General features: G+C 60.6%; 13 protein-coding genes. 1 reads left to right on the top strand and 12 read right to left on the bottom strand.

Annotation, left to right across the window (positions count from 1 at the left end):
* The 11 genes from VHX65_18635 to pyrF all read right to left on the bottom strand — a co-directional run.
* The coding region (locus tag VHX65_18635) for a VCBS repeat-containing protein (GenBank protein HEX4000573.1) at positions 1-2,832 on the bottom strand (2,832 nt) is incomplete at its 3' end.
* Positions 2,833-2,939: 107 nt separating this feature from the next.
* Positions 2,940-4,436: a hypothetical protein gene (locus VHX65_18630; GenBank protein ID HEX4000572.1), complete on the bottom strand. Its 1,497-nt coding sequence runs from the start codon at positions 4,434-4,436 to the stop codon at positions 2,940-2,942.
* A 41-nt stretch (positions 4,437-4,477) separates the two neighbouring features.
* On the bottom strand, positions 4,478-6,067 hold the full coding sequence (locus VHX65_18625; protein HEX4000571.1) for a hypothetical protein: 1,590 nt from the start codon (positions 6,065-6,067) through the stop codon (positions 4,478-4,480).
* 101 nt (positions 6,068-6,168) lie between these two features.
* The gene (locus VHX65_18620; GenBank protein ID HEX4000570.1) at positions 6,169-7,122 is read right to left on the bottom strand and encodes a transketolase C-terminal domain-containing protein; all 954 of its coding nucleotides are present in this window, start codon (positions 7,120-7,122) and stop codon (positions 6,169-6,171) included.
* Between the two features lie 118 nt (positions 7,123-7,240).
* Positions 7,241-8,059, bottom strand: a complete 819-nt coding sequence (locus VHX65_18615; protein ID HEX4000569.1) for a transketolase — start codon at positions 8,057-8,059, stop codon at positions 7,241-7,243.
* Positions 8,060-8,161: 102 nt separating this feature from the next.
* Positions 8,162-9,205, bottom strand: coding sequence for a glycosyltransferase family 2 protein (locus VHX65_18610; GenBank protein ID HEX4000568.1), 1,044 nt, complete (start codon positions 9,203-9,205; stop codon positions 8,162-8,164).
* Positions 9,206-9,220: 15 nt separating this feature from the next.
* On the bottom strand, positions 9,221-9,916 hold the full coding sequence (locus tag VHX65_18605) for a GNAT family N-acetyltransferase (GenBank protein ID HEX4000567.1): 696 nt from the start codon (positions 9,914-9,916) through the stop codon (positions 9,221-9,223).
* Positions 9,917-9,991: 75 nt separating this feature from the next.
* Positions 9,992-11,137, bottom strand: coding sequence for a DegT/DnrJ/EryC1/StrS family aminotransferase (locus VHX65_18600; GenBank protein ID HEX4000566.1), 1,146 nt, complete (start codon positions 11,135-11,137; stop codon positions 9,992-9,994).
* A gap of 386 nt (positions 11,138-11,523) precedes the next feature.
* Positions 11,524-12,135, bottom strand: a complete 612-nt coding sequence (locus tag VHX65_18595; GenBank protein HEX4000565.1) for a class I SAM-dependent methyltransferase — start codon at positions 12,133-12,135, stop codon at positions 11,524-11,526.
* 134 nt (positions 12,136-12,269) lie between these two features.
* Positions 12,270-13,082, bottom strand: a complete 813-nt coding sequence (locus tag VHX65_18590; GenBank protein ID HEX4000564.1) for a TVP38/TMEM64 family protein — start codon at positions 13,080-13,082, stop codon at positions 12,270-12,272.
* Between the two features lie 10 nt (positions 13,083-13,092).
* Entirely contained in the window at positions 13,093-14,034 is a 942-nt protein-coding gene (gene pyrF, locus VHX65_18585; protein ID HEX4000563.1) for an orotidine-5'-phosphate decarboxylase, read from the bottom strand.
* A 239-nt stretch (positions 14,035-14,273) separates the two neighbouring features.
* On the opposite strand from pyrF, the gene VHX65_18580 reads away from it, so the two are divergent.
* On the top strand, positions 14,274-15,587 hold the full coding sequence (locus VHX65_18580) for a PQQ-binding-like beta-propeller repeat protein (protein ID HEX4000562.1): 1,314 nt from the start codon (positions 14,274-14,276) through the stop codon (positions 15,585-15,587).
* A gap of 162 nt (positions 15,588-15,749) precedes the next feature.
* On the opposite strand, the gene VHX65_18575 is transcribed toward VHX65_18580, so the two are convergent.
* Positions 15,750-17,132 (bottom strand): DUF1598 domain-containing protein, encoded by a 1,383-nt coding sequence (locus VHX65_18575; protein ID HEX4000561.1) that lies wholly within the window; start codon positions 17,130-17,132, stop codon positions 15,750-15,752.
* Between the last annotated feature and the right edge of the window lie 168 nt (positions 17,133-17,300).

Here is a 17,300-nt window from a genome sequence, read left to right as displayed (position 1 = left end):
GAGTTGCTTTCGTCCATTGCCGAGAAAGTCGCCGATGAGCAAGTTCTCTTTTGCCACCGTAGCGAAGGGGACAGGCGCGCTTTCCTCACCGGGCATCGCCGTGGCGAAGGGGACGGGCACATTTTCCTCACCGGGCATCGGAAAATGAGCCAGTCCCCGAGCGTCGCCGACGAGTGAGTTTTGCTTTGCCGCGGCCGGCAGCGAATCGATCGGCCGGCAACGAAAGCCGTCGCCGGTGGAAAGCGCGAGCGTCCAATGGCCGTCGCGGGAGCGGAGGATCAAGTCGTCGAGCCCGTCGCCATTGAAATCGCCGACGCCGACAAAATCGTAGCGCCCATCTCGCGGCAGCGAATCGGTTGAGGAAAATGCATGGTAGCCGCCGTTGGCCAGCGCGAGCCACCATTGGCCGTCGGGAGCCTGAGCGACAAGATCAGTCATGCCGTCGCCGTTGAAATCGCCGGTTTCGAGTTGCAACCAATTCTTGGCCGGCGACCAATAATTCATCTCGGCGAAGCTGAACCGCCAACCGTCGCTCATGGCGACCTTCCAGGTGCCCGTGTCCGCGAATCGGCCGATCATGTGTGTGAGCGAACGGCCGGCCGAATGCGGCGCGGGTACCGGCGCCATGATGTCGGTCATTCCGCTTCGATTCATGAAGACCCTATCGGGCGATTGATCCGCGAACGGGCGGCAAGCAACATATAGCCAATCCGACGCGTTGGCGCCTACGACCGGACTGCCGGGCGAGTTTTGGCCGTCGTAGAACAGCGTGCAGAATTGCGGATGATCCCAATCGCTCATGGCAACCCGCGTGCTGCTGAGAATTTTGGCATCCCCGTCGATGGCAACCGCGCACTCGTGCGGACATGGATCTCCAAGCCGCGAGCCCTGCAGGCAACCCACAAAAAACGATTGCTCGCGGTTGGGGCACAGTTTGTGGCGCGTGATCAGTTCTCGCCCCCACAGATGGGCCCAATCGCGGGGAAAATAGAATTGCCGGCAAGTGAGCGTTCCAGGGTGTGCGCCGGCGGAGATTTTCAGTAGATAACCGGCCGCATCGGCAGCACTATCGGGCCGAATCGTAACCGCGAAATGCCGGTCGCCGCGAAGCGTTTCCGGAGCATCACTACCCGATCCAAGCCGATGCTGCACTTCCTGCAGTAGTTCCGCTCGGCGAGCCACGCTATGGCCGCGTGCCCACAGACAAGCGATCCCCCAAACCGCGGCGGCAAGCGCGACGACCGTGGCAACGCGGCGAGTTTGCAGGCGCCATTTCGCCCAGTCGAAGCTCTGCCACGTGCTGCGCGCGAACATTCGCCCGACCGCAAATATTCCCGCGCCGGCAAATGCGTATAGCGGAACCAACATCACGCCAAGATGCTTTTGATCCGGCAAGACGAGAAACATGACGCCCGCATAGTAAACGCTGAAAAGCGCCAAGAGCGTCGCCGCCATTTTTTGCCGGCCCGCGCAGATCGTTGCCAACGCGCCGATTAGAAACAGCACGGGCATTCCATGAGCGAGCCGATCGCCGCAGCGGAAGTATTGCCGGAGTGGCGGGCGCAGGTCTTTCTGAATCTGCTGCGAGCCGATCTCGCCGATCATCGATTGCGAATCGAGCCCTGCGAGCGATTGCCAATAGAATTTCGGAAAGCGATAGGTCCACCGGAATGCGTTGTAGTTCATCTCCTCCAACAGCATTCTGCGGCAAAGATCGCAGTACTCCGGCGACAGATATTTCAGCGGTTCGCCGCCGGGATGGTCGGCCTGATAAATCTGCCGGGCGTAGTCCAACGTTTGCATGTCGCTGAACATCACTTCGAAGCTATTTTCGATCCCGAGCAACTTGGATCGCGGGAAATCGGCGTAAAACGCCATATGAAAGCCGATATTCGGTGTTTGCGATTCCGTTGCTCCGAGCGCGCGGATCGTCGCACGCGTGGCGATCGCTCCCACTGCAAAGCAGCCAAGCGCGGCGAGAGAGTATCGCCAGCCCTTGCGCGCGGCAATCAGGCGGGCAACAACGCAGGCGGCCAGAAAAGGGGCCAGCAGCAGCGCATCGACCCGCCATCCGATCCCTGCCACCACTAACACGCCGAGCAATAAATACGCGGCAAAGTTGACCGCCGACCGCTGCCACCGTTCGACGCCGCACATAAACCAGGCAAAGGACGCCGCGGTAAACCACATCGGGCTGGAATCGCGCCACGACCAGGTATTCAAAAATCCTTCAATGGGCGAGATCGTCAGCAGCAACGCAGCCGCAAGTCCGGCCCAGCCGCTCGCCGTAAGTCGGCGCGCGATCAAGAACACGCAGCCGCAAGTCAGCACGCTGAACAACGTATAAAACGTCGCGAGCACTCGACGGTCGATGCCGAAGATTTGCCATAGAATCGAGGTCAGCCGGACATCCAAAACCCGGATCGTGGCCAACCCTAATAGCCGCTTGTAATACGGATCGCGATCGGAATTCGGGTGGGACGAGAGGTAAGCGTCAAACTCGTCGCGGCTGATTCGCGTCCGCTTCAGTTCGAAAAAGTCTTCCAGCGGCTGCGACGCTGGAGAATCGTCAACAACGATGTCGTTGAAACCGCGCCCGGCCATCAACGACATGCTTACGCCGTAAGCCCGATCGTAGTTGTGCGAGCCCGACAACGGCGAGGCCCGATGCAGCGCAAGCCGCGAACCGAAATGCGCCACGAGCAAGACGGCCAGAAGCGTAGTCGGACGCACGCAGAACGTGGCGAGCCGACGCAACCGATCGCCCAGTGGGGTAAGCCGCCACTGGAATGCTATTGGTCGCGTTTCGATCCGTTCAACTTCCGTGCTCATCGGGATTCTTCCTATGCGCAAGTTTTCGCATTACGGTCGACGCGGCCGCGATTTCATCGGGCGGCCAGGGCCGCCGCGGGATTCGCGGCGGGCGTCGAATCTTGATTTCAAGCGGCCTGTGGTCGATCGAGCGATTCCGGCAGGATGGGTTGCTTCGACCGGGATGCCGATGGGACAGATTGCGCGGACAGCCAGCCGTTTCGCGTAAGTGTCGCGACTAGTAATCCGGGAACGAGAATCAAGGTGTTCCATACCGGAAATGAATAGCGGAATTCGCAATGGATAAATGGAAATGCGCAAACGAGCAGCAGTCCGAAAAGATAAGTCACTTCTGGGATCTCGCGGCGCTTTCGATACTGCACGACGCAGAATCCTGCGAACATTGCATAGAATGCCATGCACCAGTCAGCGATTGGGCCACACTCCTGAACCGAGAATCCATCATAAATGTCGAGCCAAAGCAGCGGCGCTCGAACGATGCGATAGACGAAAGCGTCGACGGGCCGTTTCCAGATCGCTTGCAGTAGTTGTCCGAAAGAGTAAAGCTGCGGATGCGGCCGGTTGTCGGCGAAGTATTGTTCAACGCGTTTCGCAGCGTCGGGATCAAGATAGTGGCCGAAGCCGATTCCGCAGTCCGGATACCAAGCACAAGCATTTTCGGGGAGCCACAATCCATATCGCCAAACAGCTCCGGCGCTGCTGGTCGACACGACTTTGGCGCCGATGCGGTGTTTGTTCCAGCATTCGACAGGAAACCGCACGGCAAGTGTGCAGGCAATCAGCAATCCTCCGGCGACAGCCGCGCCGGTCAAGCGTGGTCGATCCATCAAAAGCGCTCGACCGAACACGAAGATTGCGGTGAACGTCGCTAGCACGACGCCGGCGTCGCGGATCAACGAAAACAGGCCTATCACAGTGCCGGCCCCCGCGAACCAAGCCGCCACACGCCAATTCAACCCATTTCTCCAAGACTTGTCGTTGGCCCTTCGGAGCATCCGAAGCCCGTTTGCCAACAGGAACATGCCCACCGACAGCGGTACCAGGGCGACAATCTCGGAAGAGGTCAGGCCGATGCCGTAGAACCATTGTTGCAGCGGAGGGCAAAACCCCGAGCAAACGGCGACTATCGCCAATGCCAGCGGTTTTCGCGTCCAAAGCGAAGCCATGGCAACCGAAACGACGCCGAACAGCAGTTGGGCCGCGACGGCAAACCAAAATATTGGCCACATCGTGTAACGGCCGAAAAGCTTCATCCACGTGCCGAATACAACCGGGGCCCCTGGCCCCCAGTAGAAAAACGTTTTGTCGCACCTCGAACCGTTTTCGATTACTGGAATCGTTACACCCCGACCGGCAGAAAAATTCTCCGCGACTTTCAAGTACGCGGCCGCATCCATATTGCCAAGGTGGCGGGCCCATTCCGTGGGCGTCATATCCAATGTCATCGCCGTTCCATTGATAATGAATTGGCGATGAACGTACCGCGCGGCGTAATACCAGGCGGTGCATGCGTGCGTCGACAGTAGCACCGCCGCCACGACGAGCCACCGCCGCCGGTCTGCCAGCAATGCTCCTGTCGCCGGACGAAGATTCGGAAATTGCATTATTCGCGTCCTCGGCCAATTCGCCGAAATTGTGATTGCCGTCAGGCCGCCAGCGTTATCCCAGACGGCGTATTGGCTTCCGGTGTCGTTGATTCGATTGACCGTCGATTACCGCGTGAATGCGGTAAACCATCCCGGCTGAGCGATGCAACAAGCAAGCCCGGGACGAGCACCAGCGTGTTCCAAACGGGGAACGTGTACCGAAATTCGAAATGGATCAGCGGCGAAGCGCAAACAACCAGGGTTAGATATAGATAGAGGATTTCGGGAATTCGTCGCCGACGGCGAACTTGCATGGCCACGAAAATCGCAAGCATCATGTAAATTGCCACGCACCACAGCGATTGCAGGCACACTTCCGAGCGTGGCCACATGTCGGTATCCAACCACAGCATCGGCAAGCGACTGACTTTGAACGCGACAGCGGCGATTGGTCGTTTGGCGACGGCCTGCAGCAATTGCTCGAATGAATAAAGTGCCGGCCAAGGTTGCCCAGCGTCGAAATAGGCGCGCACTCGCCGGCCCGCCTCAGGGTCCAGATAGTCGCCGAATCCGAGACCGACCGACTCATACCAATCGAATTGGTCGTGCTCGGCCCAAATGCCGTAGCGCCAAATGCAGCCGTCGCTGGTCTGGCAGATCGTGCTGCGCCCCGCGCGATGCTTGTTCCATAGCTGTACCGGGTAGCGGACCGCGTACTCACCCGCCACGAGCAACACCGCAACGGCCAGCGCGGCCTTGATTCGCCGTCGATCGCCGACGGCTGCCCGGCTGACAACGAAGATTGCCACGAACCAGGCAAACACGCGGATACAATCGCGAGCCAGCGAACTGCCTCCGATCAGGATTCCCGTGAGCCCGAACCACATCCATGCAGATCGACTCAATCCAACGGGCACGATGCACCGCCAAATTGCGCGCAAGCGGGCGGTGCGACCCGCGACGGCATAGGGAGCGTGCCTACCTAAGCTCCCTTCCGACCGCCGACCGCCGGCGGCAATTCCAGTGCTTGGGCTCGAGTCCTGCGGCTCGCCGGAACCGCCGCCGGCTGCCCAGGCCTGAAATGCCTTGTTCAAGGAAAAGAAGACCAATGCCAGCATCGGCAACGCCACGATTTCCGACGAGGTTAGATGCACGCCGTAAAACCAGCCCTGCAATGGCGGGCAGAAACCGGAGAAAACCGCAACGAGCGAAAGCGCGACCGTGCTGCAAGTCCATTGGGCGGTCGTCGCGACGGTGAGAGCGCCCGCCGCCAATTGGGCAATCGCGGCAAACATGAAGAACGTGAACATCGTTCGGCCGCCGACGAATTTCAGCCACCAGCCAAATACGACTGGAGCCCCGGGCCCCCAAAAAATAAATGGCTCGAATCGCGGGGGCTTGGACGACGGAACTTGCCAGATGAGGCCCTTGTTATTGGCTACATGTTCCGCGACCCGGAGATAGACGGTCGAATCGTCCCCGTTTGTTGCGTCAGCCCACTCGTCGAACGTCAGATCGAGCGTCATGGCGCGTGTGGGCGTGCGAATGACGCCGCTGGCATAACGGTGCGCGTAGTACAGCGCGCTGGCGGCGTGCGTCGCCACCAGCACAAAGCCCACGATCAGCGTTCGCCGCCATTTTCCATCCATCCGAATCCAATCCGCAAAGAATTCGATCGCAGGACTGCTCTGGAACTCGGTCCATGCCGCAATCGCAGCGACTGTCGACGGGTTCGGCGTCCCGCCGAATATCAGGCAGCGCGACGCGATTCAGCGAGCTGATTCGAATGCAGGCCGTTTCGCGCCATGAACTGTTCCACTTGCCGCCGCACCGACGTGGCGTCCAAGCCGTGTTCGCGCATCAGATACGCGTAGCTGCCGCAGCGCTCGGAAAAGCGATCGGCGACACCAATTCGGCAAATCCAGGTGGGGGCCGCCGCAGCTGCGATTTCGGCCACCGCCGATCCTAGGCCGCCGTAAATCGAATGCTCTTCCAGCACGATCACCGCTTCATGCCGCCGGCAGATTGCCGCCACCCGCTCGGCATCGAGCGGCTTGATGCACGGTACGCTCCACACCGGGCTGCCCGGCCAATCAGCGGCCACCGCGAGCGCGGTCGTCACCATCGCACCGGTGGCGATCCACGCCAACGGGCCGTTGCCTTCGGCGACGGGATAGATCTGGCCCCAATCAAACAGCGGTGGCTGTGCATGCACGACCCCCAAATCGGCCTTCCCCATTCGCACGTAGACCGGCCCGATTCCTTCGAATGCCAATTTGAGGCACGTCGTCATTTCATGGGCGTCGGCCGGCGAGAGAATCGCCATGTTGGGCAGCGCTCGCAACGCCGCGATATCTTCGGTGCTCTGGTGGCTGCTGCCAAGCTGACCATACACCAATCCCGCGCCGTCGCCGATAAACACCACCGGCAATTGCTCGTAGCAAATGTCGAGCTTGATTTGCTCGAGCACTCGGACCGGCACGAATGCGCTCAGGCCATACACCACGGGCCGGAACCCGGCCTTGGCCAAGCCGGCCGCGACGCCGACCATGTTTTGCTCCGCGACGCCGGCGTTGATAAACTGATCCGGACAAACGCGGCGGAACTCATCGAACAGCGCGTAGCCATGATCGCCGGTGAGCAGCAACAGCCGCGGATCGGCCTGAGCCGCTTGTGCCAGACAGCGTGAAAAAGCGTCGCGCATTGAACAACTTGCAAGTGGTGGTTGTGCTTTCGGAAACGTTCATCTCGTCAACGCGGCCCGCATCTCGCTTGCGGTTTCGCGCGTCTTCCTGGCCAGTGGACTGCCGCGATTCATCGCCTCAGGCGGCGGCAATTTCCGGCCCCAACTCGCGCATCGCCGCCGCGAATGTTTGTGCGTTCAGCCGGGTGTAATGCCATGTGTTGTCGTGTTCCATGAACGAAATGCCTTTGCCCTTCACGGTGTGGGCCACGATTCCCTTGGGCCGCGGCTCTTTGCTGGCCAGAAGTTCGTCGATCGTGTTGGCAAGGGCCGCGTGATCGTGGCCATCGACTTCGTGCGATTCGAGGCCGAAGGCGGTTAGTTTTTCGACCAGCGAACCCATGTTCATCACTTCGGCGGTTGTTCCCATCGCTTGCAGGCCATTGGCATCGATGAAGACGAACAGGTTGTCGAGCCGAGCATGCGCGGCGAACATCAGTGCTTCCCAGATGGCTCCTTCGTTCGCCTCGCCGTCGCCGACGACGGCAAACACGCGCTGCGAAGTGCCGCGGCGCTTGGCGGCCAGCGCCAAGCCGACTCCGACCGAAAGTCCGTGCCCCAACGAGCCGGACGACACTTCGAGCCCCGGCACATGGGCATCGGAAAGCCCTTTCAGCCGCGTGGCGTCGCGAAAATAGGCTTGTCGATCCGCATCGCTGAGCCAGCCCAACTCGTGGAGGCAGGCGTATTGCGCCATCACGCCGTGCCCTTTGCTCAGCACGAGATAATCGCGCTCCGGGCAATCCGGATCGTTCGGATCAAGGCGTAAATAAGACCGATACAACACGGCGAGAATTTCGACGATCGACATTGCGCAGGGAATATGCACCGTCGAGCCGGCATAGGCCATCTCGAGGATCGTGCGGCGGAGTCGAATTGGGTCGAAGCGCTGGGTCATGAAGTTGAATCCGCCCTTTTTTCTCCGCGCGATAAGGACACCAAATCCGTGGTCGACAAACCGTCTCGCTGGCGGTTTCGCGCGTCGCCCACCCATGCCGCCTCAAGCCGCCCGTCTTTCCGCATGCACGGGTTGCTGCTGCAAGCCGACGCCAGACTCCTGCTCGGCGGCTGGGAAATTGACCGTTCGTTCGACCAGAAATAGCGGCCGTTGCTTCGTCTCGACGTAAATGCGCCCCACGTATTCACCGACCGTCCCGAAGCCGACGAGCATCACGCCCAGATTCGCCAGCAGCAGCAAATAAACCGTCGTGAGCCCCGGCACCGTCGCGCCGAAGCAATAGGTTGCCAAATATACAAGCCCCGCGACGATGGTCGCGCCGAGCGTGAGAAATCCGAACAACGAAAACAATTGCAATGGCTTGATTGAAAAGCAGGTAATCGCGTTGGCGGCAAGATTGAGCATGTAGAAAAACGGGGCCTTGCTCTTGCCCGCCAATCGCGGACGGCGATCGTAGACGATCGGACATTGGCGAAATCCGATCCAATGCGAGAAGCCGCGGATATACCGATTTCGCTCGCCGAGCCGGTTGAGGGCATCGATGGCCCGCCGCGAAAGAAGCCGGAAGTCGGTGGCATCGTTCGGAATTTTCACGTCCGACAAATAATTTACCGTGCGGTACAATAGTCGCGCGGCCCAGGCTTTCCACAGGGGGTCGCCGTCGCGGCGACGGATCACGCCGTAGACGACTTCGTTGCCCTCTTCCCATTTCCGCAGAAATTCGGCCACCAGCGCCGGTGGGTCCTGCAGATCGCCGAAGAGCACGACCGCCGCATCACCCCGCGCAAACCGATATCCGGCTGCCAGAGAGGCTTCGACCGTGAAATTCCGGCTGAACTTGATATACCGCCAGCGAGCATCGCGATTGCAAAGTTCGGCCGCGAGTTCGCCGGTGCGGTCGCTGCTGTCGTTGTCGATGAGCAAAACTTCGTAGTCGTAGGGCAGCGGGGCCATCAGCGCCGTCACTTCGTCGTACGCCCGCGGCAGATTCCCCTCCTCATTGCGCACCGGCATGATGATGCTTACCAGCTTCCGCTCCGTAGCGGGGCGAGAACCGAAGTTCGATAAGGCATCGCTCTCATTCATCGGTGGGAACATAATTCAGGCCGCCAATTCGTCGGAGCAGTCGCTTTGCCAGGCAGCTCGCGGAAGGTGCATGGTCACGAAGTAGCGATCGATCGGCTTGCGATAATTTCCTTCAGCTTCCAGCCAGCGGATGACGCCGCTTTCTTCGACGCGCCGCATCGGCATCCGCATCGTTTCACGAAAGCCGCAATGTTCGTAGAGCTGGATGGCTCGCGTGTTGTCGGAGAAAACGCGGAGGAAAATGTCTTTCATCCGCAGCGTGTCGAAAGCCCAGCTCAAGATCGCCTGGACGCTGGAATACATGGCACCACGCATGACACGGGGCACACCGCGTACGACGTTGTCTAATTCGAGGTTTTCTTCGTCGAAATCGATCCGATAAATGCCGGCGTGGCCGATTTTTTCTCCTTCCGAGCTTTTCACCCAAAACAGCAGGCGGTCGGGCAGTTCCAGCACCTGCTTGATCAGCCAGCGCCGCGTTCCTTCAAGCGTAACCGGAAAAACTGCGGGGAATGAATTCTGCGCCGATTCTCGCCAGCGGGCCAACCGCTCGATTGCATCCGGATCGTCGACATCTTGCCAAGTGACAGGGTCGATTCCGGCCACGCATTCATCGCGGTCAAAAATCGCGAACCAATTACCGCTTCGCGCAGCGGCGATTTTGGCATCGCGGATAGTTTCGAGCACGAATTGCTGGCCTTCGGCATCCATGCGAAGTGGCTCCGGACGGGGGGACGATCGGATATCAGGGAGCGAATGAGCGGATCGCGATCCGTGCGATTTCCGCTAGGCGGCAAGCAATTTTTGCCGGCGGGTTTCGTTGATCACTTCCAGCAGGCTGTTGCAAACACGGTCGACGTCGACCTCGGTCAGGTTGTGCCCGCTCGGCAAATTGATGCCGCGCATGGCGACGCGATAGGCGGCGGGATTCGCGGTTTTGCGGCTCTCGAACAGCGGAAAACTGCTCAGCGGCGGAAAGAACGGCCTGGAATCGACCCCGCGCTCGCGCAGGCCGGCCATCACTTCGTCGCGCGTCACGGCAAACCGATCGCCGAGCACGACCGATGTCATCCAATAAATGTTGCGGGCCCAGTAGCGTTCGACATTCATCGCCAAATCTGCCACGCCATTCAGCCGCCGCCGATACCACTGGAAAATCAGCCGCCGCTTGGCGATCATCTCCTCGAGCCGCTCGAGCTGCGCCAGCCCGAGGGCTGCCTGCAGATTCGACATTTTGTATTTGTAGCCGAATTCGGAGATCACGAATGGGCGATGCGGGTCGCGGCCATGGTCGTTGAGAAACCTCGCCCGCTCGTAGAGCGATTCGTCGCTGGTGACGAGCATTCCCCCCTCGCCGCAAGTCATGATCTTCGCGCCTTGGAAACTGAAGCAGGCGAGATCACCGAAGCTGCCGACTTTGTGTCCCTCGATCTCGGCGCCCAACGCCGGCGCCGCGTCTTCGAGCACCTTGAGCCCGTGCTCGTCGGCCAGCTTGCGAATCGCCTTCATGTCGGCCGGATGACCATACAGGTGGACCGGAACGATCGCCTTGGTTTGCGGTGTAATGGCCTGCTCGGCGCTTGCAGGATCGATGCACCACGTGGTCGGATCGACATCGACCGGCACAGGAGTGGCGCCGGTGTAGCTCACCGCGCTGGCCGTGGCGACCCAGGTCACCTCGGGCACGATCACCTCATCCCCCGGACCGATGCCAAGCGCCAAAAGCGAGAGGTGAAGCGCCCCCGTGCAGCTCGATGTCGCCATGGCGAAGCGTGTGCCGACGTATTGAGCAAACGATTGCTCGAAACGCACGAGGTAGTCCGACCAATGTTCGTTCCAGCCGTTCTTTACGGCATCCAAGACATAGTCGATCTCGCGCTGCGAGATCGTGGGGCCGGCCGTGAGAATGCGCCGCTGCTCGCTCGGATTCATCGCTCGCCCTTCCCTGGCAATTCGAACGGCGGAAAACGCGCCGCCGATCGTAGCAATGTGTGCAAGATGTTTGGCTGTTGCGGTGCGGGCCGCGATCCACCAAAACGTCGGGGCAACTTTTCCCAGGTTTCGAGGGTCGCGTCAAGTGCAATGCCTGTCGAGCGGCAAGCATTGCTAGCTAAGCCTGTTGGGTGACGTGCGAGTGGTGAGCGGCGGGGCACTAGCTGCCGGTCGAATTCGGCGCGACGGCCGAGAAACCGGCGGCTAGCGCCTTGCCGCTCACGAGACGTGGAACCCGTCACGTTTGCCCGGATGGCCGCTAGTCGCATCGCGACCGGGCTGCACCGCGGCAATGCAATCGAGCGTGCCGTGCGCGGAAAGCTAGCTCAGCCGCCCACACGCCGGATCACGGCAAACCAAGCTTTCGGGCCCCCCGGCGAGAACGAGATATCGGGAGTGGGAGCGGTTTCGAACACCGCCGGTTCGATCGATTCCACGATCCAACCATCGGCGAACGCCGCGCGCAATTCTCGCTGTGCGATCCGCCGCGGACCTTGCGTGCCGGGCTCTTCGTCGCTGAAGCACAGCAAAAAAAGCCGGCCGCCGGGTTTCAACACCGATTTCAACCCTGCCACATAGCGCGGGCGATTCTCGTCGGAGAAGGTGTGAAACAGCCCGCTGTCGATGGCATTGTCGAACCGCTCGCTCATTTCGCCGAGCGCCAGCGCGTCGCGAACCAGGAATTTTGCATTCACGCCCCGCTCGTTTGCTTTTAGCCGAGCGCGGCGGATCGGCTCGTCGAGAAAATCGATGCCGATCACCTGCCGGCCATGGGCGGCGAAATACAGCGCGTTTTCGCCGGTGCCGCACCCGCAATCCAGCACAGCTCCGGTGATTCGTTTGGCCGCGGCGACAAACACCGCCTGAGCCCGAGCGATATCCCATGGGGCTTGGCCCGCATAAAGCGCTTCGAAATCGGATTTCTTTGGTGCAGACATACGATCATGTTCCGGTTCGAGCGATGGTCGCAAAGTCGATTCCGCCCGGAGCTGTGGGCCGCGCGTGCAATTTGCAGCGGCGAACCCCTTTCAGGATACGGCCGAACATCTGATTTGGCTACCGTTTGTCTGGTTCAATTCGGTGCGCCCCCATCATCTTGCCGCTTTGTTTTTCCGGATCGGGCTTTATCTGCCTGCCGCTGGATCTCTTTGATTGCTTGTCGGGCTGCGAGCGGAAGGATCGCGAGCAGCACGAAAATTGCGACGCGGCCAGGGGTCAAGAGGCTTGAAATTCCGCCCTCCTTCGCCAAACTGCGGAGCGATTTGAATTGCTCTCCCACGCACACATAGAGGATCGTGGCCGGCAACGTGCCGACTTGGGTTGCCCACCAAAAAGTCGCCGTGCGCATGGTTGTCCAACCCATCAAAAGGTTGATTAGCCACGAAGGAACGATGTGCACCAGCCGTAGCGAGAGAAGGTAGAATGCGCCGTCCCGGTCGACCAATTCGTCGACCGACTTCATCAAATGATCGACGCGGTGCGAGATGGCGTCGCGAAGCAAATAGCGGCTGATCCAAAACGCCAGCGTCGCGCCTGCCGTCGAGGCAAAACTCACCAACACTCCCGCTTCCCACGGCCCGAAGAGCCATCCGCAGCCGACCGACAAAATAATTCCCACGGGAAGCGAAAGCCCGGCGGCCGCGACAAATATCGCGAACACGATCGCGGGCAACAGCAGCGAATGGGCCTGCTGAAAGCGCCGCAAATCGTCCTCGCGCTCGGCAAGCCCGTGCAGCGATAAATCCCGGTGAAACCAGGCATAGACCATCACGATCGCGAGCGCCACGATGCCGAACGCGATCGGGCGCCAACCGAGCCGCGGGCCGTTTTCGCGGCCCGCTTGGCGGTTGTCCCACCCAGAATCTGGTGTCGCGGTTGTCTCCATCGGCGGAATGCTAGTGGTCGGTCATGAGGTTGCCCGCCGGAGTATCGCTACGCAGTCGGTCGATCATATCGCGTGTCGCGGCGGCGACGGCGTCTTGCCATTGCAGCGGAGAAAACCGATCCGCATATTCGCGCCGCGAATAGGCGAAGATGATGCCGCGGGAATTGTTGACGATGGCGCCCAGCCCTCTCTTGTCGAATCCCGCGGCGACATCGCGGGCCGTGGCCCCCTGGCTGCCGAAGCCCGGAATCAAGATCCACGCATGCGGCATCGCCGAACGGAGCTCGGCCAATTGCTCGGGATACGTCGCTCCGACCACAGCCCCCACCGAGCCGTATCCACAACTTCCGGCGTCGGCGATCGCAAGCTGCTCGATGTATTCGGCGACATGCCGATAGAACGGCCGGCCGTTGGAAGGAAGATCTTGAAATTGGCCGCCGCCCGGATTGGATGTTTTGGCGAGCACGAACAGACCGGCACGACGCTGCCGGGCGACCTCGACAAACGGCGTCAGGCTGTCGTTGCCCAAATAGGGACTCACCGTCAGGCCATCAGCCCCCCACGGACTGTCGGCGCCGAGATAACCGCGAGCATAGGCTTCGGCCGTCGAACCGATGTCGTTGCGCTTGGCGTCCAAGATCACGAGCAATTGCAGCCGCCGGGCATAGGCGATCACGTCGGCCAGCGCCGCGGTTCCATGAGGACCGAGTTCTTCGAAGAACGCCGCTTGCGGTTTGACCGCCGGCACCAGCGATGCGACGACATCGATCACTCCGCAACAGAATTCCGTAAATGCCGCCGCTTGTCGCTCGAGTCCGGCATTGTGGCACGATTTCAGCAGTGCTTCGGGAAGTTGGGCCAATCGCGGATCAAGGCCAACGATCGCCGGAGTTCGGCGGAGCCTGATGGCCGTCGCCAGCCGATCGGAAAAAGGTTGCACCACATCTTGCACGACCAGATTTCTCCGTAGGGGACCAGAAAGCGCCCGGCGGCCAGGGACCTAACCGCGATCGAGTCTCGGAATGGCGGTCCCCAAGCGTAAAGTTCAGGCCGGGGATACGCAAGCGGTCTGTGGCGGCGCTCGCGATCCTCGCGGAAGCAAATCCGTAGAAGCTATGCTCAGGAGCGCTCGACTTGCTAAAATCTCTCCGGCGTCGTCGGCATCAATGCGATCACTGAAAGCATCAAGCCATGAATCGGTTTCTCCTCCATGTTGCTGCAACCGCGATGTTTTGCCTGCTGTCGTCGTATGCCAGCCTGACGCGGGCCGACGATTGGCCGCAATGGCGCGGGCCCAACCGCGACGGCGTGTGGCGCGAAACCGGGATCGTGGACAAATTCAAGGACAAGCAACTCAAAATCGACTGGCGGGCGCCGATCGGGTCCGGCTACAGCGGGCCGACGATCGCCGACGGCCGCGTGTTCGTCACCGATCGACTCGTCGAACCGACCCAGGTCGAACGCGTGCATTGCTTCGATTCGAAGACCGGCCACGAACTCTGGATGCACATTTACGATTGTCGCTATAGCGGCGTCGGTTATGAAGCAGGCCCGCGAGCGGCCGTCACGGTCAACGAAGGCCGGGCTTATGCGCTCGGGGCCATGGGGAATCTTCATTGTCTCGACGCCGCCAAAGGCACCGTGATTTGGAAAAAGGACCTGCTCAAGGATTATGAGATCCGCATGCCGATTTGGGGAATTGCCGCGGCTCCGCTGGTCGACGGGCAACTGCTGATCGTGCAAATCGGCGGCGAGAAGGCCTGCGTCGTGGCGTTCGACAAGGCGACGGGCGACGAACGCTGGAAATCGCTCGATGATCGAGCTTCCTACTCCGCGCCGATCATCATCGAACAGGCCGGCCGGCGCGTGCTCGTCTGCTGGACCGGCGACAACATTGCCGGCCTCGATCCGCAGAGCGGCGAAGTGTTTTGGAAATATCCGTTCAAGCCATCGCGGATGGTGCTCAATGTCGCCACGCCGGTGTTGCACGACGACCGGCTCTTCCTGACCGCCTTCTACGACGGCTCGCTGATGCTCCGCTTGGACCAGAAGCGGCTCGACGTGGAAAAAATCTGGCGCAAGGTCGGTCCCGACGAACAACGGACCCAAGCCCTGCAGTCGATCATCAGCACGCCCTATTTCGACGGATCCAATGTCTACGGCGTCGATAGCTACGGTCAACTGCGGTGCTTGGATGCCGCCACGGGCGACCGGATTTGGGAAAGCCAGGCGGCGGTGCCGAAGGCCCGCTGGGCAACGATCCAGATGGTTCGCAACGGCTCGCGGATGTTCATGTTCAACGAGCGCGGGCAATTGATCATCGCCACGCTGTCGCCCGACGGCTATCACGAAGTCAGCCGCACCCAGGTCATCGACCCGACAACTGGGCAACTTCCCCAGCGCGGCGGGGTCTGCTGGGCGCATCCGGGCTTTGCCGAGCGGCACATTTTCGCGCGCAACGACCGCGAACTCGTGTGTGGCAACTTAAGCTCGGCCGAAAAATAACTTCCGTTTCTCGAACCTCTCACCTGCCCTCTCCCGCGGGGGGAGCGGGGGCCGCGGAGAAATTATTTTCGCCCCGAGCCTTCGTAGCGGGCGAATGAAAACCGAGTCGCAACTGCTGCAAAGGAGCGCCAAATTGGATCTTCGCTCACAGCCCACGCGATTTCAGTCCCACCACCATTGGCCTTTGGCCAGGCTTTTGAGATCGGTTTCCTTGCGGGCGTTGCCGACCTTGCCGTCCTTGTCTTTCAGCAAGTTCGACTTGTTCAGCGCCTGCCGCGGATCGATCGTCACGCCGCCACCGATCGGCGTTGAAAAACCATTGCCCTTGTAGATCACGTTGATCGCGGTTTCCACTTGTTTCGGAGCGCTATAGGTCTGAATCGGCAATTGGCCTTCGTTGCGGAAGAGGTCCATCTGCCAACCGGTTTTCGCGCAATAGTCTTCCTTCTGGATGAACGCCGCGGCCACGGCCAGATCGACGAGATTCCGCAACTGGGCGTAGATCGGCTTCGCTTCGGCGATCCGCGCATAGCTCTTGGTGAACTGTTCGCACCATGCTTTGCTGGCCAGATTGCTTCGCACGGCGGCCTGCCGTTGGCCGTTGGACATCACGACTTCGTCGGCCCCGACGAGCTTTACTCCTTCGCCCACGAGCTGCATCGCAAGTTCGTCGTCGGCCACGCGTACGCATTCGTAATTCGGCACGAACCACCAACGGCACATCGCATTCTTGCTTACCTCGTTCGGATTCGCGCGTTGCACGTAAGTTTTCAGAGCCACTTGCGGTTGCTCCAACCCGATGCCGATCAGCTTCATTCGATAATCGGCTTCGACGAGCACTTGCGCGAAATGCGTCGTGCCGGGAACGCCATTGACGGTTACGTTCTGCAGCCCCAACGCGGCCTTCAAGCCGGTGGCAAAAGCTTCGGCATCGGCCACCGAGCGCGGCCGGTTGGTGCGCATGTATTCAACTTTGCGTTTCAGGCCTTCCTGCGTTGGATCGATCGAACAGCCGATCAGCGGCGTCGCCGGTCCGCTCGGCGGAAACGCCCGCAGCGCGACGATCAAATCTTGCAATTCAACAATCGGCCGACCCGAATGGATCCCGCAAATGCGGCCCGACAGATCGGGAGCCCAGCCCTCGGCAGGGCCGGCCACGACGATGTCGCGAGTGTCGGGCATGCAGAACACGTATTCGACCCGGGTCAGCCCGGCCAGATTGAGCATTTCATCTGTCGGCTTCTGGCCGGCGGCGAGCCGGTCGCGAATCGCTTCTTCCAATCGATTGAGCGAAATCTTGCGAAGCTTGCTCTGCGCGGCGACTTTCGGATTCAGTGCCGCTTTGGCAGCTTGCCGGCGTTCTTGCCCGAGTTGCCCGGTCGGGTCGGTGAACAGCTTGGTGCTCAATACGCCATTGGCATCGACGGCCACACCGGCCGCGGCGGGAACCACTTGAGCATGGGCCGTCGACGCTGCAAATCCGCCGGCCAGGCCAACAGCGAGCAACCCCACGATCCAACGCACGTTCGGTTGTAGCCAACGCATGATCTACGGCCCTCGTGAAAAAGTGTGGTTCGCAGCCTATATCATAGCAGGCACACTCCGTGTGCCGTTTGCACTGCTCCGTGCGCAACGCGTTGCCGGAGCGCGGACGGCACACGGAGTGTGCCGCCTACCATGGGGAGTTTTGCCCTACGTTGTATGAGTACGCAA

The organism is Pirellulales bacterium (genome assembly GCA_036267355.1).
In the GTDB taxonomy this organism is placed as follows: domain Bacteria; phylum Planctomycetota; class Planctomycetia; order Pirellulales; family DATAWG01; genus DATAWG01.
This window is presented reverse-complemented; position numbering and strand designations above follow the sequence as displayed.

Excerpts from the sequence above, each read along its gene's own strand:
- VHX65_18620 (HEX4000570.1), bottom strand. The coding sequence starts at position 7,122 with ATGCGCGACGCTTTTTCACGCTGTCTGGCACAAGCGGCTCAGGCCGAT.
- VHX65_18630 (HEX4000572.1), bottom strand. The coding sequence starts at position 4,436 with ATGCAATTTCCGAATCTTCGTCCGGCGACAGGAGCATTGCTGGCAGAC.
- VHX65_18590 (HEX4000564.1), bottom strand. The coding sequence starts at position 13,082 with ATGGAGACAACCGCGACACCAGATTCTGGGTGGGACAACCGCCAAGCG.
- VHX65_18580 (HEX4000562.1), top strand. The coding sequence starts at position 14,274 with ATGAATCGGTTTCTCCTCCATGTTGCTGCAACCGCGATGTTTTGCCTG.
- VHX65_18575 (HEX4000561.1), bottom strand. The coding sequence starts at position 17,132 with ATGCGTTGGCTACAACCGAACGTGCGTTGGATCGTGGGGTTGCTCGCT.
- VHX65_18615 (HEX4000569.1), bottom strand. The coding sequence starts at position 8,059 with ATGACCCAGCGCTTCGACCCAATTCGACTCCGCCGCACGATCCTCGAG.
- VHX65_18610 (HEX4000568.1), bottom strand. The coding sequence starts at position 9,205 with ATGAATGAGAGCGATGCCTTATCGAACTTCGGTTCTCGCCCCGCTACG.
- VHX65_18605 (HEX4000567.1), bottom strand. The coding sequence starts at position 9,916 with ATGGATGCCGAAGGCCAGCAATTCGTGCTCGAAACTATCCGCGATGCC.
- VHX65_18600 (HEX4000566.1), bottom strand. The coding sequence starts at position 11,137 with ATGAATCCGAGCGAGCAGCGGCGCATTCTCACGGCCGGCCCCACGATC.
- VHX65_18595 (HEX4000565.1), bottom strand. The coding sequence starts at position 12,135 with ATGTCTGCACCAAAGAAATCCGATTTCGAAGCGCTTTATGCGGGCCAA.
- VHX65_18625 (HEX4000571.1), bottom strand. The coding sequence starts at position 6,067 with ATGGATGGAAAATGGCGGCGAACGCTGATCGTGGGCTTTGTGCTGGTG.